We start from the raw sequence: 22840 nt of genomic DNA on the forward strand, positions 1-22840 counted from the left end.
CTAGTCGAGCGCTCCCCCGCGGGCCGGCCCCACGCCGTCGCTTGTCCCGTCGCCCGCTTCCGTCCGGAGCGTGGAGCCTTCGAGCACGCGGACCTCCCGCTGCGGGAAGGGAATGGTGATGCCGTTGTCCTTGAAGGCGTCCCAGAGTGCCAGGAAGACGTTGCCGCGGATGTTCGTCAGACCGCCGGTCGGATCCATGATCCAGAAGCGCAGGATGTAGTCCACGCTCGAATCGCCGAAGCCGACGATGTGGCAGACGGGCGGGCGCGCGGAGATCACCCGCTCCGTCCGTGAGGCGGCCTCGATGGCGAGGCGACGCACCAGATGCGGATCGTCCCCGTAGGAGACGCCGAAATAGACGTCGAGCCGGACGAAGTTGTTGGTATGGGACCAGTTCACCACCTGCTGGGTGATCAGGTCCTCGTTGGGAATGAGGTATTCCTTTCCGTCCCGCGTGGTGATCGAGACGTAGCGGGCGCCGAGAGAGTTGATCCAGCCGAAGGTGTTGCCGACGGTGATGACGTCCCCCGGCTTGATCGACTTGTCGAGCAGGATGATGATGCCGGAGACAAGGTTGGAGACGACCTTCTGCAGGCCGAAGCCGAGACCGACGCCGATGGCGCCGGACAGGACGGCAAGGCCGGTGAGGTCGAACCCGACGGCCTTGAGCCCGATGAAGAGCGCCGCGCCATAGAGCGCGACCTGCAGGAACTTCACCGCCAGAACCTGCATCGAGGGGCTGATCTCCTCGTTGCGACGGATCCGGCCCGAGATGGCGCCGGCTATGAACCGCGCGGCCGCGATCAGCAGGCCGACAATCGCCACCGCCTTCACGATCATCAGAAGGGAGAGGCGGAACTGCCCGAATTCCAGCGCCATCCCGTCCAGTACGCTGGACGCGATGTCGAGCAGGCCGAGGTAATAGAGCGTCACGACGATCCACGCGCCCCACGCCACCAGCCGCCGCAGCACCACGTTGCGGATGAGCCGCGCGGCGAAGCCGACGACGAGCCAGGCGGTCGCGATGGAGGCGGTGAGCTCCAGCAGGTAGCGGGAGGACGGCCAGGGGCTGATCTCCGCGACGACGAGGTTTGCGACATAGATCATCGCGACGAAGGAGATGATCCGGATTCGCTGCTGGATCGTGAGGAGGACGCGCAGGCGCCACTTGGTTTCGCCCTCGAGGGTGCGCATCCAGGACCGCATCCTGGGCGAGAGCCACATGCGGATCAGCTGCGCGATCAGCGCGAGGACGGCGATTACGCCGATCTGGTAGAGCTGCTTTCGCCCCGTGAGCGTGCCGGCGAAGCCCGAGATGTCGGACCACGCGCTCAGAAGGAGCCTGGAGAAGTCGCTGTCCATCTGAGGTCCGGCTCCCCGCATTCCACATGTCGAGCGCTCTGCGGAGTTAGCCTGCCACGAGCGGCGCGCAATGCTCAAGCGCGGGAACGGATCAGCGGGGAGCTTGCTCGGGCGCCGTGACCGTGCTGTCGGCGGGAAGCGGCGCCAGCGCCTCCGGACCCTGCACCGGGCCGCGGCGCTGCCACGCCCCGTTCGTCACCGCCACGACGCAGGCGCCCGCGACGAGACCCGCGATCAGCACGACATGCGTGAGGTTGTAGACGTGCCTCGTCATGGGGGCGGGCTCCGGTGCGCTCGTGTCCTTCTGAAGACGCAGTCTAGCCGACGGGCGCGCCTGTGCGCCAGCGCGCGGCCCTGCGGCGGGCTGTCCTCCGCCCGCCGGCGCCCTTGCTCGCGGGCGTTTTGCCGCCGGTCGCGGGACGCCCCTTGATGATGAGGGGCGAAGGGCGTATTTCCGCCGGCCATGACACGCGTCTTCGACATGGATGACCGCGCGCGCCTGCCTTGGCGCTTCTACGGCGCGCGCCTGACGATCCTCGCGCACCTATGAGACAGGTGCGGCCCCTCGCGTGCCGCCCGATCGCCTTAGCCCAAAGCCAGCCAATTCCGGGAGAGGACCGATGTCCCCCAAGACGCTCTATGACAAGATCTGGGATGCCCATGTCGTCGACGAAGCCGAAGACGGCACCTGCCTGCTCTACATCGACCGCCATCTCGTCCACGAAGTGACGAGCCCGCAGGCCTTCGAAGGCCTGCGCATGGCGAACCGCAAGGTGCGCGCGCCCGAGAAGACGATCGCCGTGCCGGACCACAACGTCCCCACGACGCTGGACCGCGCCGGCGGCATCCAGAACGAGGAGAGCCGCATCCAGGTCGATGCGCTCGACCGCAATGCCCGCGACTTCGGGGTGAACTACTATCCCGTCAGCGACGTGCGGCAGGGCATCGTGCACATCGTCGGCCCCGAACAGGGCTGGACGCTGCCGGGCATGACCGTCGTCTGCGGCGACAGCCATACCGCGACGCACGGGGCCTTCGGCGCGCTGGCGCACGGGATCGGCACCTCCGAGGTGGAGCACGTCCTGGCGACCCAGACGCTCATCCAGCAGAAATCCAAGAACATGAAGGTCGAGATCACCGGGAAGCTCGCGCCGGGCGTCACGGCCAAGGACATCACCCTGTCCGTGATCGGCGAGACCGGCACCGCTGGCGGCACCGGGCACGTCATCGAGTATTGCGGCGAGGCGATCCGCTCGCTCTCCATGGAAGGGCGGATGACCGTCTGCAACATGGCGATCGAGGGCGGCGCCCGCGCCGGCCTGATCGCGCCGGACGAGACCACCTACGCGTATGTCGAAGGTCGCACCCACGCGCCGAAGGGCGCCCAGTGGGACGCCGCGCTCGCCTGGTGGAAGACGCTCTATTCCGACGACGACGCGCACTGGGACAAGGTCGTGACGATCCGTGGCGAGGACATCGCCCCCGTCGTGACCTGGGGCACCAGCCCCGAGGACGTGCTGCCGATCACCTCCACCGTGCCGGACCCGTCGAGCTTCGAGGGCGGCAAGGTCTCCGCCGCGCAGCGCGCGCTCGACTACATGGGGCTGAAGGCCGGCCAGAAGCTGAGCGACATCGAGATCGACACGGTCTTCATCGGCTCCTGCACCAATGGCCGGATCGAGGATCTGCGCGCCGCGGCCGCGATCCTGAAGGGCAAGAAGGTGAAGGACGGGCTACGCGCCATGATCGTTCCCGGCTCCGGGCTCGTGCGCGCCCAAGCGGAGGAAGAGGGCCTCGCGGACATCTTCACCGAGGCGGGCTTCGAATGGCGCCTCGCCGGCTGTTCGATGTGCCTCGCGATGAACCCCGACCAGCTCTCCCCCGGCGAGCGGTGCGCGGCGACGTCCAACCGCAACTTCGAGGGTCGACAGGGCCGCGGGGGTCGGACGCACCTGATGTCGCCCCAGATGGCTGCGGCCGCCGCGCTCACCGGGCGTCTGACAGACGTGCGCGATCTGATGTGATCAGATGACAGCGGGCGCGTCCGGCGCGCCTTCCTCATCAAGAGGGCCGGTCCGTTGCCGCGGACCGGCCCTTTTCATTGGGCGTCCCCCTCGGAGCCGGTCGCGGTCCACTGCGTCACGTGGAGATGGCCATTGGCCGCTTCCCTCCGAGGCCTAGGTATCGCGGCAAAGGAGACGTCCCATGCTGTCCTGGAAACGCTGGCTGTTCGCGGGCATCCTGTCCTCGGCGTTCGGCATCGTTGCCCTCGCGAACGTGATGGCGGCCGCCATCGCCGCAGTCACGCTGACGGGCGTCCTTCTGATGCTCGCGGGCGCGGCGCAGATCTATGCCGCCTTGGCAGGCAACGACAACCGGGCCGTCTCCCTCATCCTGGGAAGTCTGACCTTCTGTCTCGGCGCTCTGCTCATCGCCGATCCCTTCGCCGGCACGTTCACGCTCGCGCTTCTGTTGACGGCGATCCTCGGGGTTGCGGGGGGCGTGCGCCTCCTCCTCGCGTGGAGCATGCGGCGTACCCGGATCTTCTGGATCTTCCTGCTGACCGGTGCCGCCTCCGTCCTGATCGCGGGCGTGATCCTGGCCAATTTCGCTGAGGTCTCTCCGATCCTCGTCGGCATCCTCTTCGGCGTCGAGCTTCTGGGCAACGGAATCGCGCTGATCGCGCTGTCGCTGTTCCTGAGATTGGGCGGTTCGCGCTGATCGCGGGGAACCCGCCGCGCGCGCTTCGGTTGATCGCCGGTTCCAGAACAAACAGGCGCAGCACATGACGGATCTCATTCTCGTCGGGATCGGCGATATCGCGAAGAGCAAGCACGAGCCGGCCATCGCGGCCTCCGAGGACTTCACCCTGCGCGCCGCCGTCTCCCGTCATCACACCGTCGAGGGCGTGGAGAACTGGAGCGATTACGACGACTTCCTGGTCGATGGCCCGGAGGGCGCCCTCTCTCTGACCGCTCCGCCCGAGGCGCGCCTCGCGATGACGCGCAAGGCCATTGCCGCAGGGCGGGACGTGATGATGGAAAAGCCCCCGGCGCCGACCGTCTCGGCCGCGCTCGATCTGGCGCAGCGCGCCCGGAAGGCGGGAACGGCGCTCCTCGGGAGCTGGCACATGCGCCACGGTATCGCCGTGCTCGAGGCGCAGCGCTGGCTCTCCGGACGGCGGATCCGGCGCGTCGACGTCGAGTGGTCCGAAGACGTGCGCAAGACCCATCCGGGGCAGGACTGGGTGTTCGAGGCGGGCGGCTTCGGGATCTACGACAACGTGACCAACGCGTTCTCACTGATGACCATCCTGCTGCCGGATGCCCTTTGCGTCACGTCCGCGACGCACGAGATCCCCGAGAACCGCTCGCAGCCGATCCGCACCGACCTCGAGATGGAAGCGGGGGATGCCCCGGTTGCGCTGAAGGCAGACTGGCGACACGAGGGCGAGCGCATCTTCCGGATCGAGATCGAGACCGACCGCGGCACGCTCGTTCTGCCCGATGGCGGTCACGCGCTTCAGGCGGACGGAAAGACGTTGGTCGAGAAGGGAGAGGATCGGGAGTATCAGGCGCTCTACGCATCCTTCGCCGGCGTCCTTGCCGAACGCCGCGTGGACGTGGACGTCCGCCCGCTTCAGCTCGCCGCCGACGCGTTCCTTCTCGCGGCCGCGACCCGGACCGACGCCTTCGACTTCTGAACCTTCGGCCGGAGATTGACCACGTACCGCCCGCCGCGCTATCGCCGCCGCTCCGATCTGCAAGGGAAGGTGTCATGGCACGTCGACGCAAGGGACGCGATATCTCCGGTTGGCTGGTGGTGGACAAGCCCGCCGGCCCCACCTCGACGGACGTGACGAACCGTCTGCGCCGCCGTCTCGACGCGAAGAAGGCCGGACATGCCGGTACGCTCGATCCCGCCGCGACCGGGATCCAGGCGATCGCGTTCGGCGAAGCGACGAAGACGCTGCCCTTCGTGGCCGATGCGGACAAGACCTACCGCTTCTGCGTCCGCTTCGGGGCGCGGACCGAGACCGACGATGCGGAAGGCCGGATCATCGAGAGCTCCTCCTCGCGCCCTTCCATCGAGGCCATCGCCGAGGCCCTGAAGGGCTACGAGGGGGAGATCATGCAGATCCCGCCCGCCTATTCCGCGGTGAAGGTCGAGGGCGAGCGTGCCTATGCCGTCGCCCGCGGCGGCGGTGAGGTGGACCTCGCGGCGCGCCCCCTGTGGATTGAGGAGATGTCCCTTCTCGAGCGGCCCGATCCGGATCATGTCATTCTGCGCATGGTCTGCGGCAAGGGCGGCTACGTCCGCGCCATCGCCCGCGACCTTGGACAGGATCTCGGCTGCCTTGGCCATGTCCTGTGGCTCCGTCGGGAGGAGGCCGGACCCTTCGCCGAGGAGGACGCCCTGACGATGGAGGAGATTGAGGCGGCGGAGGATCCCGCGTCCCTTCTCCTGCCGCCCGAAGCGGCGCTGGACGGCATTCCCGAACTCCGGGCGACGGCCGAAGGCGCGGTTCGGCTGCGCAACGGCAATCCCGGTGCCGTCCTTCCGGGCGATGCGGAGTACGGGGATACCGCCTGGGCCTCTTATGACGGTCGCTGCCTGGCCATCGGCGAGTTTCGGGGCGGGATGCTGCATCCCACGCGCGTTCTCAACCAGCCCGGAGAATGAGCGGCGTCGTTCTCAGGCGCTTCGTCTCGGATGGTGTCGAGAGCGAGGCCTCCTATTCCCCCTGCGAGCTCTACCGCTACCACCTGGAGCGGCGCTGGGCGGAGGGGCGGCGGCTCTGCGCCGTCCTGCTGAACCCCTCGACCGCGACCGAAACGAAGAACGACCCGACCATCGAGCGCTGTGTCCGCCGGGCGCGGAGTCTTGGCTATGGCGCGATCCGCATCTGCAATCTCTTCGCCCTGCGCGCCACCCGGCCGCAGGATCTCAAGGCGCACGGCGATCCCGTCGGCGGCGCGGCTGCGGATTCGGCACTGCGAGCGGGAGCGGCTTGGGCGGACGACGTGCTGTGCGGCTGGGGCGCGCATGGCGCCCATCTGGGGCGCGGGGAAGAGGTCGCGCAGCTCCTCGCGACATGCGGCCGACCGCTTCTCGCCCTCGGTGAGACCAAGGCAGGCGCGCCGAGGCACCCGCTCTACGTGGCCTATTCGGTCCACCCCGCGCCCTGGCGCCGTTAACTATCTGTCCCGAATAGAGCGGATGTCGGAGGGGAACGGCGCCATAGTCCCGTAAGCGGCAACATCGAATTCAGATTCGTCTGCGGATGGTTGTCGAGGGGGCTACTGCAGAGGGAGCGGGCAGATGCTGGCGCTATTCGGTGCAATGAGCGCGCTCGTCGCGGGGGCTTTCATCCCACTGACGTTCGGCGGAAATGATGATGAGGACGAACCCGACACCGATGAGGTGCAGGTGCGGACCGGCGGCATTCCGGGCAATGAGACGGATGGCGGGTCCGGCGGCGGTGACCTTCTGGACAGCCTCGAAGGCCCGGACGCGCCGGGCGATGTTGCGGCAGACCCTGCAGGAGCGGACGACGATCTCGACATGCTCGGGGAGGACCTCGACGTCGCCAGTCTCGACCCGACCGCGGCGGCGGAGGACGGGCCCGTTTCCGGTGTCATCTCCATCGGTACGACAGATCCGGATGGTGACGCCGACGAAGACATTCCGGTCGGTCTCGATCCGACCTTGTTCGAGGATGCGGCGTCGGTCGACACCGGTGATAGCTCCGATAGCGACAGCGGAAGCATCGACCCCGAGGCCGTTCTCGATCCGATCTGGGACGAGGACGGCGCGCCTGAGGATCCCGGAACGGCCGATACCTTGGGGGGCACGGACGGTGCGGACAGCATCGATGGCGGCAAGGGAGCGGACGACATCCGTGGCGGCGCCGGCCGCGATTCGCTCCGCGGTGGCGAGGGCGACGACACGATCCGCGGCGATGAGGGGGACGATTATCTCGACGGCGGCCACGGCGACGATACGCTCACCGGCGGAGCCGGGAGGGACTCGCTCAAGGGCGGGTTCGGGGACGACCACCTCGACGGCGGCGCGGGTGCGGATACCATGAGGGGCGGCGCCGGTGACGATCGGCTGGACGGTGGCGACGGCAACGATGCTCTGTCCGGCAATCATGGGGATGACGTTCTAGACGGCGGCGCCGGGATGGACGTGATCTCCGGCGGCGACGGGGATGACGTGCTCATGGGCGAGGAAACCGGGAGCACCCAGATTGTGGACTTCCTGAACGGCGGGGCGGGGAACGATACCCTTGTCCTCGGCGCTGGGGATGTCGCGACCGGCGGCGACGGTGCCGATGTCTTCGAGATGGCAGCGGAATCGGACGGCGACGTGATGGAGATCATCGACTGGACGCCGGGCGAGGACAGCATCGTCGTGGTCTACGACGTCATGGGTGGCACCCTGCCGGAACTGAGCCTTTCGGAAGACGGCACTGCAACCTTCGTGGAGGCGGATGGCGTACCTCTCGCCCGCGTCGAAGGCGGGGCGCTCTCGCTGGAGGACATCATGCTCGTCGGCACCGTAAGCTGACACGGGGGTGCGTTGCCCCGAGCGCCACATCGGCTCTCTGACCCTACGCCGGTCCGGTCATCCTCGGGCCGGCGCATCGCGTTTCAAGTCATGGCGATCCCGCTTTCCTTTTCGCCAATTTTCCCCTATACGCCCCCATCCGCCGCGCTCCCGGTTCGCGGGATCGGCGGTCACTCTCCATGGGCCTTGCTGGACGACATCCCGGCTCGCGCCATCCACACGAACTCACGAAGGAGCCCCCGATGTCGATTACTGTCGAAGAAAAGCAGCGCGTCATGACCGAATATGCGACCAAGGAGGGCGACACCGGCTCTCCCGAGGTCCAGGTCGCGATCCTCACCAGCCGTATCGTTACGCTGACCGAGCACTTCAAGACGCACAAGAAGGACAACCACTCGCGTCGTGGTCTTCTGAAGCTCGTGGCCCAGCGCCGCAAGCTCCTGGACTACCTGAACGCGAAGAGCCCCGAGCGCTATCAGGACCTGATCAAGCGCCTCGGACTGCGCCGCTGATGGCCAGCGGGGCGACCGGTATGGCAGGGCCGCTGAGCGGCCGGGCCTTGCGCCGCCCCACGTGATATTCTGGTGTCGGGCGCCCCGCGGGGCGCCCGTGCCGTATGAGCGCCCCTTTTGCTGGGGAGCCGAACGACACACCCAGCCGCCGGGCCCCGCGGCGCGGGTGCCACGAGGAGGGGGCCTCGCGCGATCCGCAAGGTGCGGCGCGCGGACGTGATACGGCCGCGGCGGGGATACGCCCCGGCGGCCGGAACAAGGATACGAGATGTTTAACGTTAGCAAGAAATCCATGCAGTGGGGCGACGAGACCCTCACGCTCGAGACGGGCAAGGTCGCCCGCCAGGCCGACGGCTCCGTCATCGCGACGCTGGGCGAGACCTCCGTCATGGCGAACGTCACGTTCGCCAAGGAGCCGAAGCCCGGTCAGGACTTCTTCCCCCTGACCGTGCACTACCAGGAAAAGTACTACGCCGCCGGCAAGGTCCCCGGTGGTTTCTTCAAGCGCGAGGCCCGGCCGACCGAGAAGGAAACGCTGACCTCCCGCCTGATCGACCGTCCGATCCGGCCGCTGTTCGTGTCGGGCTTCAAGCACGAAGTTCTGGTCATCTGCACCGTGCTCAGCCATGATCTCGTCAACGATCCCGACATCGTCGCCATGATCGCGGCCTCCGCGGCCCTGACGATCTCCGGTGCGCCGTTCCTCGGCCCGATCGCCGCGGCCCGCGTCGGCTTCTCGAACGGCAACTACGTTCTGAATCCCGACGTCGCCGACATGGACCAGCTGCGCAACAATCCCGAGCAGCGGCTCGACCTCGTGGTCGCCGGTACGAAGGATGCGGTGATGATGGTCGAATCGGAGGCCTACGAGCTTTCCGAGGACGAGATGCTGGGCGCCGTGACCTTCGCGCACGAGCAGATCCAGCCGGTCATCGACCTTATCGTGGACCTCGCCGAGGATGCCGCGAAAGAGCCGTTCGACTTCCAGCCGCCCGAATACGGCGCGCTCTACGAGACCGTCCGGGCCGCTGGCGAAGACAAGATGCGCGCAGCCTACGGGATCACGGACAAGCAGCAACGCGTGGCCGCCGTGTCCGCCGCGCGCGAAGATATCCGTGCGGGTCTCACGGAAGAGCAGCTCGAGGATCCGAACCTCGGCTCCGCCCTGAAGAAGCTCGAATCCGCTGTCCTGCGCGGCGACGTCGTCCGCAACGGTCGCCGGATCGACGGCCGGGCCCTCGACGAGGTGCGCCCGATCGTCTCCGAGACAGGCTTCCTTCCGCGCACCCATGGCTCCGCCCTCTTCACCCGCGGCGAGACGCAGGCCCTCGTGGTCTCGACCCTCGGCACCGGCGAAGACGAGCAGATCATCGACGCGCTGCACGCCAATTACCGCTCGAACTTCCTGCTGCACTACAACTTCCCCCCCTACTCGGTGGGTGAGGTCGGCCGGTTCGGCCCTCCGGGACGCCGCGAGATCGGCCACGGCAAGCTGGCCTGGCGCGCGCTTCAGGCGGTTCTCCCCGCGGCGACGGATTTCCCCTACACGATCCGTCTCGTCTCCGAGATCACCGAGTCGAACGGCTCCTCCTCGATGGCCTCCGTCTGCGGCGGTTCGCTGTCGATGATGGATGCGGGCGTTCCGCTCAAGGCGCCGGTCGCCGGTGTCGCGATGGGTCTCGTGCTCGAGGATGACGGCGAATACGCGATCCTGACGGACATCCTCGGTGACGAGGATCACCTCGGCGACATGGACTTCAAGGTCGCCGGGACCGAGAGCGGCATCACCTCGCTGCAGATGGACATCAAGGTCGCGGGCATCACGCCCGAGATCATGAAGGCCGCCCTTGCCCAGGCGAAGGCCGGTCGCATGCACATCCTCGGCGAGATGGCCAAGGCCCTGACCGAAGCGCAGGACTTCTCCGTCCACGCGCCGCGCATCGAGACGATGCAGGTCCCGACCGACAAGATCCGTGAAGTGATCGGCTCGGGCGGCAAGGTCATCCGGGAGATCGTCGAAGTCTCCGGCGCCAAGGTCGACATCAACGATGACGGCATCGTCAAGATCGCGTCCCCGAACGGCGAGGCCATCAAGAAGGCCTACGACATGATCTATTCGATCGTGGCGGAGCCGGAAGAGGGCAAGGTCTACAAGGGCAAGGTCGTGAAGATCGTCGACTTCGGCGCCTTCGTGAACTTCTTCGGCAAGCGCGACGGGCTCGTGCATGTCAGCCAGATCGAGAACCGCCGCCTGAACCACCCCTCCGACGTTCTGAAAGAGGGTCAGGAAGTCTGGGTCAAGCTGCTCGGCTTCGACGATCGCGGCAAGGTCCGCCTGTCGATGAAGATGATCGATCAGGAGACCGGCGAAGAAACGAAGAGCGAGGAGACCGCCGAGTAAGGCGTTCTCTTCCTATCGGATCGAGGAAGGCCCCGGCAGAAATGCCGGGGCCTTTTTCGTTTGCTGGTCCAAAGAGGACTATCGTTAAAAAACCGTTACGATATACAGTAACTTATTGAGTGCATTGGAAAAAGGTCACCCGGTCTTTCCCTCGTTCACGGCAGTGTCACATCGCGGCCCTATCCCGGCGCCGATAACAATCGCCGCATATCCGGGGGACTTCCGATGAAAGCGACACTCACCGCCATGGCTACCGTCCTGGCCGCCACCGCTGCCGGCGCGCAGGACCTGCCGCAGGCCGACAGCCAGTGGTACACCGATGCCCAAGGCGTCCTGAACGACATGATCGAGCGCCAGCAGAACACGAACCGCGCGCTCAACGTGATCCTCTTCGTCGCGGACGGCAACGGTGTCGGCACCAACTACGCCACGCGCATCTTCGCCGGCCAGGCAGAAGGCAAGCTCGGCGAGGAGCACGTCCTCCCCTACGAGACCTACCCGAACCTCGCCCTCGCCAAGACCTACAACATCAACGCCCAGACGCCCGATTCCGCGCCGACCGCCGGCGCGATGAACACCGGCGTCAAGCAGGTCTTCAACACGATCAACCTCAGCGAAGAGGGCATTCACGACCAGTGCGAGTCCGAAGAGGGCAACAAGCTGACGACCTTCGCCGAGCTGGCCTCGGACGCCGGCAAGTCCGTCGGCATCGTGACCTCGGCGCGCATCACGCACGCGACCCCCGCCGCGGTCTTCGCCAAGACGGCGAACCGCAACTGGGAAGGCGAGGCCCCCGAGGGCTGCTCCGACATCGCGACGCAGCTCCTCGAATCCATGCAGTCCGGCGTGGTCGACATCGCGCTCGGTGGTGGTGCCCGCGCCTTCGCCCCCGAGGGAACGGATCTCGGTGACGGCATGATGGGCAGCCGCGCGGACGACGTCGATCTCGTCGCGATGGCGAAGGAAGCCGGTGCGGCTTTCGCTTACAATCTCGAGACGCTTCAGGCGATCAACCTCGAAGAGGGCGCCCCTGTCCTCGGCCTGTTCGGCGCTTCCCACATGTCCTACGAAGTGGACCGCCCCGAAAGCGAGCCGTCCCTCGTGAACATGGTCGAAACCGCGATCGAGTACCTCTCGAATAATGAAGACGGCTTCTACCTCGAGATCGAATCGGGCCGCGTCGACCATGCCAACCATGCCGGCAATGCCTATCGCGCGCTGACGGACGGCGTCGAATTCGCGAATGCCGTGGCGCTGGCCGACGAGATGACGGACGACTCCGACACGCTCATCATCGTCACCGCCGACCACGAGCACTCCATCGCATTCAACGGCTATTGCGGCCGCGGTACGCCGATCCTCGGCCTCTGCATGGACATCGCGGCGGGCCAGGTCGAGCATTCGGGTGAGCCCGTGCTGGCCGATGACGGCCTGCCCTACACGGTCATCGGCTACCTCAACGGCCCGGGCTCCGTGCTGAAGCCGGAGATGGACGCCGATGCCGGCTCCGAGGCCGAGACCGCCGCTGACGTTCAGGCGAGCCAGCCCACCGACGAAGCCGAGGCCGAAGAGCCGCAGGTTCCGGTCTTCTCCGGCTCCCGCGGTGAGCTGACGCAGGAGGATGCGACGGATATCGACTACCTCCAGCAGGCGCTGATCCCCAAATCCTCCGAGAGCCACTCGGGCGAGGACGTGGCGATCTACGCCAAGGGCCCCTGGGCGCACCTGATCGACGGCACCGTGGAGCAGAACTACATCTTCCACGTCATGCATCACGCCGCGATGGGCGCTGACCAGTAACCACGCCGCTTCGGCGTGACGACACCGGGGGAGGGGCGCCGCGCGCGGTCCTCCTCCGCTTCCGTTCCGGGCAGATGCCTCCCGCACCCCAAGAGGATCCCGACATGTATCGCAGAACCCTCCTTGCCAGCGGCATCGCGACCCTCGCCATGCCACGCCTCGCCCGTGCCGCCGAGACCGTGAAGCTGAGGGATCTCTACCGAAAGGACGGCAGTTTCACGGATCTCGCCCTGTCCCACGAGGGGAAGCGCGTGACGGTCGAGGGGTTCATGGCCCCGCCCCTCAAGGCCAACTCGCAGTTCTTCGTCCTGACCAAGCGGCCGATGGCGGTTTGTCCGTTCTGCGAAAGCGAGGCGGAATGGCCGGACGACATTCTCGCCGTCTATACCAAGCGCATCGTGAACCCGGTCTATTTCACAGTGGACATCGCGGCGACCGGTGTGCTCGAACTCGGCGCGATGACGGATGAGGAGACCGGCTTCGTCAGCCGCGTCCGTCTTGCAGATGCTGCGTGGAGCGCCTGATCCCGTGCCACTTTCCCTCGAGATCAATGACCTTGTCGTCCGGGGGCGACGCGGCGGTCGCGAACTGGTCCACGTGCCTCGCCTCGTCATCGCCGCCGGTGAAGCGGTCGGGGTGCGCGGGCCGTCCGGCGCCGGGAAGTCATCGCTTCTGTTCGCGCTCGCCGGGCTTTCACCGTTCGTCGAGGGGGAGGTGCGCTGGGGCACCGAGAACATCGCCGCGATGAGTTCCGCCCGCACCGCCGCGTTCCGGCGAAGCCATGTCGGCATGATTTTCCAGGATCACCTTCTCTTCGAGGAGCTGGGGCCGGAGGCGAACGCCTCCATTGCCGGGGCCTTTGCGCGGCGAGCGGAAAGGGCAGGGCGCCGCGAGCGCGCGGCCGCGGCCCTCCGTCGCCTCGCCGTTCCGGAGGGCGCGCGCAACGTGGAGACGTTCTCGGGCGGCGAGCGTCAGCGCGTGGCCGTGGCCCGCGCCCTCGCCGGGGCGCCGTCGATCCTGCTTGCGGACGAGCCGACCGCCAGCCTGCCGCGGGAGGCCTCGGTGAAGCTGACCGAAGATCTTCTCCATGCCGCGCGGGACAGGGGGGCGACTCTGATCGCCGTGTCCCATGATCTCGCTCTTCTCGATGCGATGGACCGTGTGATCACGATCGAGCACGGCCGGATCCTGGAGACGGCGCAATGACCGATCTATGGTTTTCCCTTCCTGCCTTTGCGCAGGATCTGTTGATCCTCGTAGCGCTCCTCCTGCCGGCGATTCTCACGGGCGCCGTCCTCTGCGTCGGCTTCGCCCCCGGTCCCCTTGTGCGGGCGATGATCGGGCGGTTCCGCTGGGTGTCCCTCGCCTTCGTCCTGCTCATCGCGGTCTCGGTCGGGATGGGCACCGGCCTGACCTCGCAGGAGCGCAGCCTCCGCACCGGCCTCGCCGCCGCGGCCGACAAGTTCGACATCATCGTCGCGCGCCCCGGCAGCGACATCACGGCGCTTCTCGCCGCCGTCTATCTTCAGCCGTCCGATATCGGCCTGATCGGCGGGGAGGCGTATGACCGCGTCGCCAGTCATCCGAGGGCCGAGATCGCCGCGCCGCTGGCCTTCGGCGACAGTTTCAAGGGCGCGCCCATCGTTGGCACGACGGAGGATTTCGCTCTTTACCTTGCGGACGGCGCGCTGGCCGAGGGGCGGATGTGGGAAGATGTGCCCGAAGCGCTGGCGGGGGCCCGCTCGGGCTTGGCGATCGGCGATATCATCGTGCCGTCCCACGGCCACGGTGCCGCGGCCGATTCGGAGGCCCACGCAGCCGTCGAGATCGTCGTGACCGGGCTGCTGCCGCCCTCCGGCTCCCCGTGGGATACCGCGATTCTGGTGCCCGTGGAGCAGGTCTGGGAGACGCACGGTCTCGTCAACGGACACGCCATCGGGGAAACGCATCTGGGCCCGCCCTTCGACCCCGCGAGCTTTCCCGGAACGCCGGCCATCGTCGTTCATGCCGCGGACCTGGCCTCCGCCTACGGACTGCGGCAGACCTTCGACAATCAGGACGAGACGATGGCGTTCTTCCCGGGCGCGGTGCTGACCCGGCTCTATGCGATCATGGGGGACGTGCGGCAGGCGATGTCCCTGATGGCCGTGACGACGCAGGCGCTCGTCGCGGCGTCGATCCTCCTCGGGCTCTTCATCCTGTCGCGGCTCTTCCGGCGGCAGGTCGCGCTCCTCAGGGCGCTCGGTGCGCCGTCCCGGTTCATCCTCGCGGTGGTCTGGTGCTTCGGTGCAGCGCTCATCCTTGCGGGAGCGCTCATAGGGTTGGCCCTGGGCGTCGGTGCGGCGCAGGTGCTCTCCGCCATCGTCGCGGCGCGCACGGATGTCGCGATGGCGGCTGGGATCGGCTGGCCGGAGCTGCACCTCGTTGCGGGCTTCCTTTCGCTGGTCTCGCTCGTGGCGCTCCTGCCCGCATGGGCGGTGCTGCGCCAGCCCATTGCCGCATCCCTCAGGGGCTAGGCGGAGAGGCCCTGCATCAGGCGGGGTCGGTCGCCCGAGAGGCCGGCCGCCTCCCGCATCACCGCGCGGCGCAGGCCCGGCACCCGCGTGACCGCTTCCATGCCGAGGTCCCGGAACGCGCGCAGGAACGGATCGTCGTTGGAGAACAGGCGCACGAAGGCGTCGGTGGCCGTCGCGAGCGCCGCCCGGTCGAAGGAGCGCCAGCGGCGGTGCCGTTCCAGCACGTCCGCCGCGCCGATATCCTCGCCGCGCCTGCGCGCCTCCGCGATCACCTCGACCAGCGTGGCCACGTCCCGCAGGCCCTGGTTCAGGCCCTGTCCGGCAATGGGGTGAACCGATTGCGCGGCTTCCCCGACAAGCGCCAGCCGCGGCTCAACGATCCGGTTCGCCAGCGACAGCGCCAGCGGGAACGCGGCCCGCGCGCCTTCGATCGAAAGCTCGCCGAGGAACCCGCCGACGCGGGGGCGAAGGGCGGCGAGAAAACCCGGGTCGTCCAGCGAGGCGAAATGCTTCGCGATCCCCTCCGCCTCCGACCAGACGATGGCGCTCCGCCGTCCCGTCAGGGGCAGGATCGCGAGCGGCCCGCCGGGCATGAAGAACTGGTGCGCGATGCCCTCGTGGTCCCTCTCGTGGGAGATGGTGGCGACGAGGGCCATCTGGCGATAGCGCCAGCCGGTGCGGCTGATCTTCGCGCGCGAGGCGACACCGCTTTTGCCGCCATCGGCGCCGACGAGAAGGGCGGATGAGAGCGTCCGTCCGTCCGCGAGCGTCACTGTGGCGCGGGAGCCGTCCGTCGACTGGGAGCTGATCTCGACGCCGGTGATGACCTCAATGCCCTCTGCCGCGTCGATGGTCTCCCAGAGCGCCCGGCGCAGGACCGCATCCTCCACCATGGCGCCGAAGGGACCCTCCTCCAGCTCTCCCGAATCGAGGATGAGCGCGAGGGGAGAGGCGCCTTCGCCGGCGCGCCCGTCGCTGGCGCGGACGCCGAGGATGGGCTGCTGGCCGTCGCCGGTGCGGGACCAGACGCCGGTGGCGCGCAGCACGTTCACCGATCCATGCGCGAGCGCGTAGGCACGTGGGTTCTCCCCGGCCTGCCGGGGGTTCGCCTCCCGGTCGATCAGGGTGACGGTCAGCCCCGCATCGGCGGCGGCGAGGGCGAGGGCGGGACCGTTCAGGCCACCGCCGACGATGATGAGATCCGAGTCGGTTTTCATGGCGGTGATACCTACGCCGGGTGCCGGGATTGTCCATGCACCCGTGCGCCGGTACCGTCAGACCCTCGTGAACAGAAGCAGGGAGAACACGGGCGCATGGCGGCGAACTGGCAGGACATGACCGCATCAGGGCTCGGACGCGGGATCGAGGCGGGCCAGATCGATCCGGTGGAGCTGACGGAGATGTACCTGTCCACCATCGAATCGCATCCCGAAGGGGCGCGCATCTACGCCCGCCTCACGCCGGAGCGCGCCCGCGCCGAAGCGGAGGCCGCAAGCCTGCGGGCGCGACAGGGGGTCAGGCGGCACTTCCTCGACGGCGTCCCGCTGAGTTGGAAGGACCTGTTCGACAGTGCGGGGACGGCCACGGAAGGCGGAAGCGCGCTTCTGAAAGGCCGCGTGCCGGAGCGGGATGCGCAAGTTCTGGCCACGGCAACGGCAGGTGGGTCCGTCTGCCTCGGCAAGACCCACCAAACCGAACTCGCCTTTTCCGGGCTCGGCGTGAACCCCTCGACGGCGTCCCCGCCGAATGCGCTCGATCCAGGCCGTGTCTCCGGCGGGTCGTCCTCCGGCGCGGCCGTGTCGGTGGCGCTGGGGCTCGCGCCGGGCGCCATCGGCTCCGATACCGGCGGCTCGGTTCGCGCGCCGGCGGCGTTCAACGGCCTCGTTGGGCTGAAGACGTCCGTGGGCGCGCTGCCCATGGAGGGCGTCCTGCCCCTCGCGCCCCGGTTCGACAGCATCGGTCCGCTCGCCCGGTCGGTGGAGGATGCGGCCGCGATCCTGTCGCTTCTCTCCGGCCGCAGGGCGCCGGATCTTTGCGGGGCGAGCCTTTCGGGCATGCGCCTCCTGATCTGCAGAGAGGTGGCCTTCGACGGGATCGAGGACGGACCGGCGGAGGGATTCGATCATGCGCGGCGCGCCTTCGAGGCCGCCGGAGCCCGGGTCGAGGAGGGAGAGCTGCCCTTCGTGCGAGACGCTGCCGGACTTTCGCCGAAGCTGTTCGCGCCGGAGGCCTACGGTGTCTGGAAAGACGCGATCGAGGCCGATCCGGAGGCAATGTACCCGCCGATCCTCGAGCGCTTCCGCGGCGGGCGGGACCTTCCGGCGGCGGAGTACGTGGCCGCCTGGCGGGAGCTGGACCGGATTCGCGCCGAATGGACGGCCGCGACGGCCGGATACGACGCCGTGATCCTGCCCACCGTTCCGATTCTGCCGCCCCTGCTGAAGGACATGCTCGCCGATGAGGAGGCTTTCGCGGAACGCAACCAGCTGAGCCTCAGAAATACCCGGATCGGCAACCTGATGGGATCCTGCAGCCTCACCCTGCCGGCGGGCCCAGCGATGACCGGCGTCTCGCTCCTGATGCCGCCGGGCAGCGAAGCGCGGCTCCTGAGGCTCGGTGCCGCGGCGGAGCGGGCCATCGGCGCGCGCTGATCCGGACCCCGGCCTGTCGGCCCGAAAGCAACAATCTTATCGCGGGGGGTGCCACAATTCTGGACCGGCGCCCCGCGCCCGGTTACTTTCCTCACAAAGAGCGGGGCGCAAACGATCCCGCATGAGGCAGACAGCAGTGACGCAGTATAGCGCATGACCTTCCCCGGGCGCTTCTCAAGCTTGCCGGATTACGTGTTTCCGCGGTTGCGGAAGCTCCTCGACGGACGTGCGCCCGGCGCCGAGCCGTTCGACATGACCATCGGCGAGCCGCGCCACGGGATGCCCGATTTCGTCGCGGAGATCATGGCCGAGGAGGTCGGCGGCTTCGCGCGCTACCCGAAGAACGAAGGCACCGAGGCGCTCCGCGAGGCGATCGCGGGCTGGCTCGGGCGGCGCTACGGCGCGGCCCTCGACCCCGATAGCCAGATCATCAGCCTCAATGGCTCCCGCGAAGGCCTTTTCCACGCCGCCCTCGCGCTCTGCCCCGAGGAAAAGGCCGGCCAGCGCCCCGCGATCCTGACGCCCAATCCGTTCTACGGCGCCTACACGCTCGGTGCGCCGGTGCTCGGCGCGGATCTCCATTTCGTTTCCGCGACCGAGGAGACAGGCTACCTTCCGCGCTTCGATGCGCTGCCCGAAGAGCTTCTGCAGCGCACGGCGCTCGTCTATGTCGGCTCGCCCTCCAACCCGCATGGCGCGGTGGCGAGCATGGATTACTGGGAGGCGCTTCTCGGCCTCGCGGAGCGGCATGGCTTCACCGTGCTGGCGGATGAGTGCTATTCCGAGATCTATCGCGATGTGCCGCCCCCCGGCGCGTTCGAGGCGATGCAGCGGGCCGGGACCGATCCCGAGCGGCTCGTCGTCTTCAATTCGCTGTCCAAGCGGTCGAACCTGCCGGGACTGCGCGCTGGCTTCGCCGCGGGCGGCAAGGACGCCATCGCGCGCATGAAGCTCCTGCGCGCCTGGGGCGGTGCGCCCTTGCCCGGCCCGATCCAGGCCGTCGCCGCGCGCGCCTGGTCGGACGAGACGCATGTGGAAGGAAACCGGCTTCTCTACAGGCAGAAGTACGACCTTGCGGACGAGATCTTCGGCGAGGTTCCGGGCTACGCGCCGCCGGAGGCCGGCTTCTTCCTCTGGCTTCCGGTGGACGATGGCGAAGACGCCGCGATCCGGGCGTGGGAAGGCCAGGGACTGCGCATTCTTCCGGGCGCGTATTTCGCGCGGGGCGATGCGGACGGCGTGCTTCCGGGGACCGGTCGGGTCAGGGTGGCTATGGTCGCCCCGGTCGATGATCTTCGCGGCGCGCTGCACCGGCTGCGCGACGTGCTCTACGACTGAATCGAGGGACGGGAATGGCTTATCAGGCAAAACACCGCGATCCGCTGTTCGACAGCACGATGCAGGAAGCCATCGAGCGGCGCGGCCGTGAGCTCGTCGGTCTGGTGCTGATCGGGCTCGCCCTCGCCGGCGCCGCCATGCTCATCAGCTACGCCCCCGACGATCCGTCGTGGATGTCCTCCATCGATGCGCCGGCGCAGAACTGGCTGGGCCGCGCGGGCGCCTCCGTCTCGGCGGCGCTGATGATCGTGGTGGGGCAGGGCGCCTGGGTCGCCGTCATCGGCGCCTTCGCCTGGGGCATACGGACGATCCTGCATCGCAGCACGGATCATGCGCTCGGCCGGGCCATCTTCACACCTCTCGCGCTGGCGACGGCATCCGTCTACGCCGCGACGTTGACCCCGTCCTGGTCGCATTCCTTCGGCTATGGCGGTCTCTTCGGGGATACGGTCCTCGGCGCGCTGATCACGCTGGTGCCGGACTGGGCCCCGCTCGTCGTGCGCCTGCTCGCCGTTCCGCTGGGATTGCTTGCGCTTGTCGCGCTGCTCTTCGTCTGCGGCGTGACGCGGGCCGAGGCGCGCCGCTTCTGGCATTACGTCACGCTGGGCATCATCCTGATCTACGCCGGGATCGTGAAGCTCCTCGGGCGCGGCGCCGGCAGCGCGGCGGGCGCGGCGCGCGCAGCGGCGCAGCGCCGGCGCGAGGCGAAGCTGGCGGTTCGCCCCGCCGGGGCTGTCTCCGACGATCTGATCGACAGCGATGACACGGACGACGCGCCGGCGCCGAAGATCGGCCTGCTGTCTTCCGTCTCGACGCTGGTGCGTCGTCCGGTGGAGCGGACGCCGGAGCCGGAGATCGTCGATCCCGAACTACCCGATTACGATGGCGTCGAAGCGCCTGAGGAAGACCGTATCAAGGAACGCATCAACGACGCGATCCGCCTCCGCGCACGCGGCGCCCGGCGCGTTCTCGCGCCCGGTGCATCCGAAGGCACCGCCCAGGGCGGCCTGACGGGTGGCCGCCGGCATCGCCGCGAGCCGCTCCTCGTCTCCAAGGTGCCGGGCGCTGTGCCGTCGGCGCCGATGGCCGAAGTCGAAGTGCCGGATCTCGACGCCCCCGGACCGCTCGTCGCGCCGGCCCCGATCGCAGCGCCCCGCTCCGCTCCGCAGCCCGCACCCGAGGCCCGCGCCGATGCCGTTGTCGAGCCGGATGAGAGCGACGAGTTCGACCCGCTGGAGGCGGCGCCGGCCTCGGTGCCCTCTCCGGAGGCCGCGCCGCGCCAGACGACCGTCGTGCCCCGCGCCGCGCCGCCCGAGACCCGCTCCGTGGTTCAGCACCCGGTCCGCAAGCCCGTTCAGGCCTCCACCCGCGCGCGGGCCGAGGCGCAGCCCTCCCTGTCCTTCGAGGACAAGGTGGACGAGTACGAGGTGCCGCCGCTCTCCCTCCTGACCAACCCCGACACCATCGCCCGGCATCACCTCTCCGAAGAGGCGCTTCAGGAAAACGCCCGGATGCTGGAGAACGTGCTCGACGATTACGGCGTGAAGGGGGAAATCGTTTCGGTCAGCCCCGGCCCCGTCGTCACCATGTACGAGCTGGAGCCGGCGCCCGGTCTCAAGGCCTCCCGCGTCATCGGTCTCGCGGACGATATCGCCCGCTCCATGTCCGCCCTCTCCGCGCGGGTCTCGACCGTGCCCGGCCGCTCCGTCATCGGCATCGAGCTGCCGAACGCCAACCGCGAGAAGGTGGTCCTGCGGGAAATCCTGTCCGCGCGGGATTACGGCGACAGCTCCCAGAGCCTGCCGCTCGCGCTCGGCAAGGATATCGGCGGCCGCTCCATCGTCGCGAACCTGGCCAAGATGCCTCACCTGCTGATCGCGGGGACGACCGGCTCGGGCAAGTCCGTGGCCATCAATACCATGATCCTCTCGCTGCTCTACCGGCTGAGCCCCGAAGAGTGCCGCCTGATCATGATCGACCCCAAGATGCTGGAACTCAGCGTCTACGACGGCATCCCTCACCTGCTCTCCCCGGTCGTCACCGATCCCAAGAAGGCCGTCGTGGCGCTGAAATGGGTCGTGGCGGAGATGGAGGACCGCTATCGCAAGATGTCCAAGATGGGCGTGCGGAACATCGAGGGCTACAACAGCCGTGTCCGCGAGGCGCTGTCCAAGGGAGAGCTGTTCTCCCGCACCGTGCAGACGGGCTTCGATGACGAGACCGGAGAACCCGTCTTCCAGACCGAGGAATTCCAGCCCGAGACGATCCCCTTCATCGTCGTGGTCGTGGACGAGATGGCGGACCTGATGATGGTCGCCGGCAAGGAGATCGAAGCCTGCATCCAGCGCCTCGCGCAGATGGCGCGGGCCTCGGGCATCCACCTCATCATGGCGACGCAGCGCCCGTCGGTCGACGTGATCACCGGCACGATCAAGGCCAACTTCCCGACCCGGATCTCCTTCCAGGTCACGTCCAAGATCGACAGCCGGACCATCCTCGGGGAGATGGGGGCGGAGCAGCTTCTCGGCATGGGTGACATGCTCTACATGGCCGGCGGCAGCCGCATCACCCGCGTGCACGGTCCCTTCGTCTCGGACGAGGAAGTCGAGGAGATCGTCAACCACCTCAAGAGCTTCGGCCCGCCCTCCTATGTCGGAGGCGTGGTCGAGGGCCCGTCCGACGACAAGGAAAGCGACATCGACGCGGTGCTCGGGCTCTCCACCGGCGGCAACACCGACGGCGAGGACGCGCTCTACGACCAGGCCGTCGCCATCGTCATCAAGGACCGGAAGTGCTCCACCTCCTATATCCAGCGCAAGCTGGCCATCGGGTACAACAAGGCCGCGCGTCTCGTTGAGCAGATGGAGGACGAGGGGGTCGTCTCCGCCTCGAACCATGTCGGCAAGCGCGAGATTCTCGTCCCCGAGGTGCAGTAAGGAGGCAGGCCCCCCGCGGGGCCCCGCCCCCTCCCCTGCCGGACGCGCGCGAAATTGAGCGGACCGTGAAGAGACGTGGGATGAAACCCGAGAGCCACTTGCGTAGTTTGGGGCTCATGAACAGACGCATGTTGATCACTGCCGCCTTCGCTGCTGCCGTTGCAGTCGGGTCGGCCGTCCCCGCCGCCGCCAAGGCGTCGCTGGGAGAGCTGTCGAGCTACCTGAACTCGATTCAGAGCGCGACCGGGGAATTCACACAGGTCAATCCGGATGGGACGATCTCCACCGGCCAGATCTATATCAAGCGTCCGGGCCGGGTTCGGTTCGAATATGCGCCGCCGACCCCGAGCCTCGTCATGGCTGGCGGCGGTCAGGTCGCGGTGTTCGATCCCAAGTCGAACCAGCCGCCCGAACAGTATCCGCTGTCCCAGACGCCGCTGAACCTCATTCTGGCGCAGAATGTCGATCTCAACCGCGCCAACATGGTCCGCTCGCATACCTCGGATGCAACGACGACCACGGTTCTCGCTCAGGACCCGCAGCGCCCCGAGTACGGCACGATCGAGCTGAAGTTCACCGACAGCCCCGTCGAGCTTCGCCAGTGGATCATCACGGACAGCTCCGGCGCCAAGACGACGGTTATTCTCGGCGGTCTGAAGAAGGTCGGCGATCTGCGCCCGTCGCTCTTCAACATCGTCCAGGAAGCCCAGAAACGCGGCTTCCGCGGCTAAGGCGCGCTTCTTTTGAATTG

The 22840-nt window shown here is 67.9% G+C and carries 19 protein-coding genes; 16 read left to right on the forward strand and 3 right to left on the reverse strand.

Features of this window, described 5'->3' with window-relative positions; translation table 11 throughout:
- Together DQG15_RS10255 and DQG15_RS10260 are read right to left on the reverse strand one after the other, a co-directional pair.
- The gene (locus DQG15_RS10255; protein WP_232830799.1) at positions 1 to 1362 is read right to left on the reverse strand and encodes a mechanosensitive ion channel family protein; all 1362 of its coding nucleotides are present in this window, start codon (positions 1360 to 1362) and stop codon (positions 1 to 3) included.
- Positions 1363 to 1453: 91 nt separating this feature from the next.
- On the reverse strand, positions 1454 to 1636 hold the full coding sequence (locus DQG15_RS10260) for a hypothetical protein (protein ID WP_116085004.1): 183 nt from the start codon (positions 1634 to 1636) through the stop codon (positions 1454 to 1456).
- Positions 1637 to 1982: 346 nt separating this feature from the next.
- On the opposite strand from DQG15_RS10260, the gene leuC reads away from it, so the two are divergent.
- The 12 genes from leuC (at position 1983) to DQG15_RS10325 (ending at position 15164) form a co-directional block, all read left to right on the forward strand.
- On the forward strand, positions 1983 to 3386 hold the full coding sequence (gene leuC, locus DQG15_RS10270) for a 3-isopropylmalate dehydratase large subunit (protein WP_116085007.1): 1404 nt from the start codon (positions 1983 to 1985) through the stop codon (positions 3384 to 3386).
- 181 nt (positions 3387 to 3567) lie between these two features.
- Entirely contained in the window at positions 3568 to 4083 is a 516-nt protein-coding gene (locus DQG15_RS10275) for an HdeD family acid-resistance protein (RefSeq protein ID WP_116085009.1), read from the forward strand.
- A 64-nt stretch (positions 4084 to 4147) separates the two neighbouring features.
- A complete protein-coding gene (locus DQG15_RS10280; RefSeq protein ID WP_116085011.1) occupies positions 4148 to 5065 on the forward strand; it encodes a Gfo/Idh/MocA family protein in 918 nt (305 codons plus the stop codon).
- 74 nt (positions 5066 to 5139) lie between these two features.
- Entirely contained in the window at positions 5140 to 6045 is a 906-nt protein-coding gene (gene truB / locus DQG15_RS10285) for a tRNA pseudouridine(55) synthase TruB (protein WP_116085013.1), read from the forward strand.
- A complete protein-coding gene (locus DQG15_RS10290; protein ID WP_116085014.1) occupies positions 6042 to 6560 on the forward strand; it encodes a DUF1643 domain-containing protein in 519 nt (172 codons plus the stop codon). Before truB ends, DQG15_RS10290 begins: the two co-directional genes overlap by 4 nt.
- Before the next feature lie 124 nt (positions 6561 to 6684).
- On the forward strand, positions 6685 to 7935 hold the full coding sequence (locus tag DQG15_RS10295) for a calcium-binding protein (RefSeq protein ID WP_116085016.1): 1251 nt from the start codon (positions 6685 to 6687) through the stop codon (positions 7933 to 7935).
- Positions 7936 to 8177: 242 nt separating this feature from the next.
- Entirely contained in the window at positions 8178 to 8447 is a 270-nt protein-coding gene (rpsO, locus tag DQG15_RS10300) for a 30S ribosomal protein S15 (RefSeq protein WP_116085017.1), read from the forward strand.
- Between the two features lie 268 nt (positions 8448 to 8715).
- The gene (gene pnp, locus DQG15_RS10305) at positions 8716 to 10848 is read left to right on the forward strand and encodes a polyribonucleotide nucleotidyltransferase (protein WP_116085019.1); all 2133 of its coding nucleotides are present in this window, start codon (positions 8716 to 8718) and stop codon (positions 10846 to 10848) included.
- Between the two features lie 225 nt (positions 10849 to 11073).
- Entirely contained in the window at positions 11074 to 12648 is a 1575-nt protein-coding gene (locus tag DQG15_RS10310; RefSeq protein WP_116085021.1) for an alkaline phosphatase, read from the forward strand.
- A 104-nt stretch (positions 12649 to 12752) separates the two neighbouring features.
- Positions 12753 to 13172, forward strand: coding sequence for a hypothetical protein (locus DQG15_RS10315; protein WP_116085022.1), 420 nt, complete (start codon positions 12753 to 12755; stop codon positions 13170 to 13172).
- Between the two features lie 4 nt (positions 13173 to 13176).
- A complete protein-coding gene (locus DQG15_RS10320; RefSeq protein ID WP_232830800.1) occupies positions 13177 to 13854 on the forward strand; it encodes an ABC transporter ATP-binding protein in 678 nt (225 codons plus the stop codon).
- A complete protein-coding gene (locus DQG15_RS10325; RefSeq protein WP_116085026.1) occupies positions 13851 to 15164 on the forward strand; it encodes an FtsX-like permease family protein in 1314 nt (437 codons plus the stop codon). The genes DQG15_RS10320 and DQG15_RS10325 overlap by 4 nt, the downstream gene beginning before the upstream one ends.
- Here the strand turns inward: DQG15_RS10325 and DQG15_RS10330 are convergent.
- Complete coding sequence (locus tag DQG15_RS10330; RefSeq protein ID WP_116085027.1) at positions 15161 to 16381, reverse strand: UbiH/UbiF/VisC/COQ6 family ubiquinone biosynthesis hydroxylase; 1221 nt, start codon at positions 16379 to 16381, stop codon at positions 15161 to 15163. The genes DQG15_RS10325 and DQG15_RS10330 overlap by 4 nt on opposite strands.
- A 96-nt stretch (positions 16382 to 16477) precedes the next feature.
- On the opposite strand from DQG15_RS10330, the gene DQG15_RS10335 reads away from it, so the two are divergent.
- The 4 genes from DQG15_RS10335 to DQG15_RS10350 all read left to right on the forward strand — a co-directional run bounded on the left by DQG15_RS10335 (position 16478) and on the right by DQG15_RS10350 (position 22820).
- Positions 16478 to 17815, forward strand: a complete 1338-nt coding sequence (locus DQG15_RS10335; RefSeq protein ID WP_116085029.1) for an amidase — start codon at positions 16478 to 16480, stop codon at positions 17813 to 17815.
- Positions 17816 to 17968: 153 nt separating this feature from the next.
- Positions 17969 to 19153, forward strand: a complete 1185-nt coding sequence (locus DQG15_RS10340) for an aminotransferase class I/II-fold pyridoxal phosphate-dependent enzyme (protein WP_116085031.1) — start codon at positions 17969 to 17971, stop codon at positions 19151 to 19153.
- 14 nt (positions 19154 to 19167) lie between these two features.
- Complete coding sequence (locus DQG15_RS10345; RefSeq protein WP_116085032.1) at positions 19168 to 22089, forward strand: DNA translocase FtsK; 2922 nt, start codon at positions 19168 to 19170, stop codon at positions 22087 to 22089.
- 116 nt (positions 22090 to 22205) lie between these two features.
- Entirely contained in the window at positions 22206 to 22820 is a 615-nt protein-coding gene (locus tag DQG15_RS10350; RefSeq protein ID WP_116085034.1) for an outer membrane lipoprotein carrier protein LolA, read from the forward strand.
- Positions 22821 to 22840 lie beyond the last annotated feature (20 nt).

Source organism: Tropicimonas sp. IMCC34011, assembly GCF_003390865.1.
Taxonomy (GTDB): domain Bacteria; phylum Pseudomonadota; class Alphaproteobacteria; order Rhodobacterales; family Rhodobacteraceae; genus Tropicimonas_B.

What these genes read in the sequence shown, in the direction of transcription:
- DQG15_RS10255 (WP_232830799.1), bottom strand. Translation starts at nt 1,362, where the DNA reads ATGGACAGCGACTTCTCCAGGCTCCTTCTGAGCGCGTGGTCCGACATC.
- DQG15_RS10260 (WP_116085004.1), bottom strand. Translation starts at nt 1,636, where the DNA reads ATGACGAGGCACGTCTACAACCTCACGCATGTCGTGCTGATCGCGGGT.
- leuC (WP_116085007.1), top strand. Translation starts at nt 1,983, where the DNA reads ATGTCCCCCAAGACGCTCTATGACAAGATCTGGGATGCCCATGTCGTC.
- DQG15_RS10275 (WP_116085009.1), top strand. Translation starts at nt 3,568, where the DNA reads ATGCTGTCCTGGAAACGCTGGCTGTTCGCGGGCATCCTGTCCTCGGCG.
- DQG15_RS10280 (WP_116085011.1), top strand. Translation starts at nt 4,148, where the DNA reads ATGACGGATCTCATTCTCGTCGGGATCGGCGATATCGCGAAGAGCAAG.
- truB (WP_116085013.1), top strand. Translation starts at nt 5,140, where the DNA reads ATGGCACGTCGACGCAAGGGACGCGATATCTCCGGTTGGCTGGTGGTG.
- DQG15_RS10290 (WP_116085014.1), top strand. Translation starts at nt 6,042, where the DNA reads ATGAGCGGCGTCGTTCTCAGGCGCTTCGTCTCGGATGGTGTCGAGAGC.
- DQG15_RS10295 (WP_116085016.1), top strand. Translation starts at nt 6,685, where the DNA reads ATGCTGGCGCTATTCGGTGCAATGAGCGCGCTCGTCGCGGGGGCTTTC.
- rpsO (WP_116085017.1), top strand. Translation starts at nt 8,178, where the DNA reads ATGTCGATTACTGTCGAAGAAAAGCAGCGCGTCATGACCGAATATGCG.
- pnp (WP_116085019.1), top strand. Translation starts at nt 8,716, where the DNA reads ATGTTTAACGTTAGCAAGAAATCCATGCAGTGGGGCGACGAGACCCTC.
- DQG15_RS10310 (WP_116085021.1), top strand. Translation starts at nt 11,074, where the DNA reads ATGAAAGCGACACTCACCGCCATGGCTACCGTCCTGGCCGCCACCGCT.
- DQG15_RS10315 (WP_116085022.1), top strand. Translation starts at nt 12,753, where the DNA reads ATGTATCGCAGAACCCTCCTTGCCAGCGGCATCGCGACCCTCGCCATG.
- DQG15_RS10325 (WP_116085026.1), top strand. Translation starts at nt 13,851, where the DNA reads ATGACCGATCTATGGTTTTCCCTTCCTGCCTTTGCGCAGGATCTGTTG.
- DQG15_RS10330 (WP_116085027.1), bottom strand. Translation starts at nt 16,381, where the DNA reads ATGAAAACCGACTCGGATCTCATCATCGTCGGCGGTGGCCTGAACGGT.
- DQG15_RS10335 (WP_116085029.1), top strand. Translation starts at nt 16,478, where the DNA reads ATGGCGGCGAACTGGCAGGACATGACCGCATCAGGGCTCGGACGCGGG.
- DQG15_RS10340 (WP_116085031.1), top strand. Translation starts at nt 17,969, where the DNA reads ATGACCTTCCCCGGGCGCTTCTCAAGCTTGCCGGATTACGTGTTTCCG.
- DQG15_RS10345 (WP_116085032.1), top strand. Translation starts at nt 19,168, where the DNA reads ATGGCTTATCAGGCAAAACACCGCGATCCGCTGTTCGACAGCACGATG.
- DQG15_RS10350 (WP_116085034.1), top strand. Translation starts at nt 22,206, where the DNA reads ATGAACAGACGCATGTTGATCACTGCCGCCTTCGCTGCTGCCGTTGCA.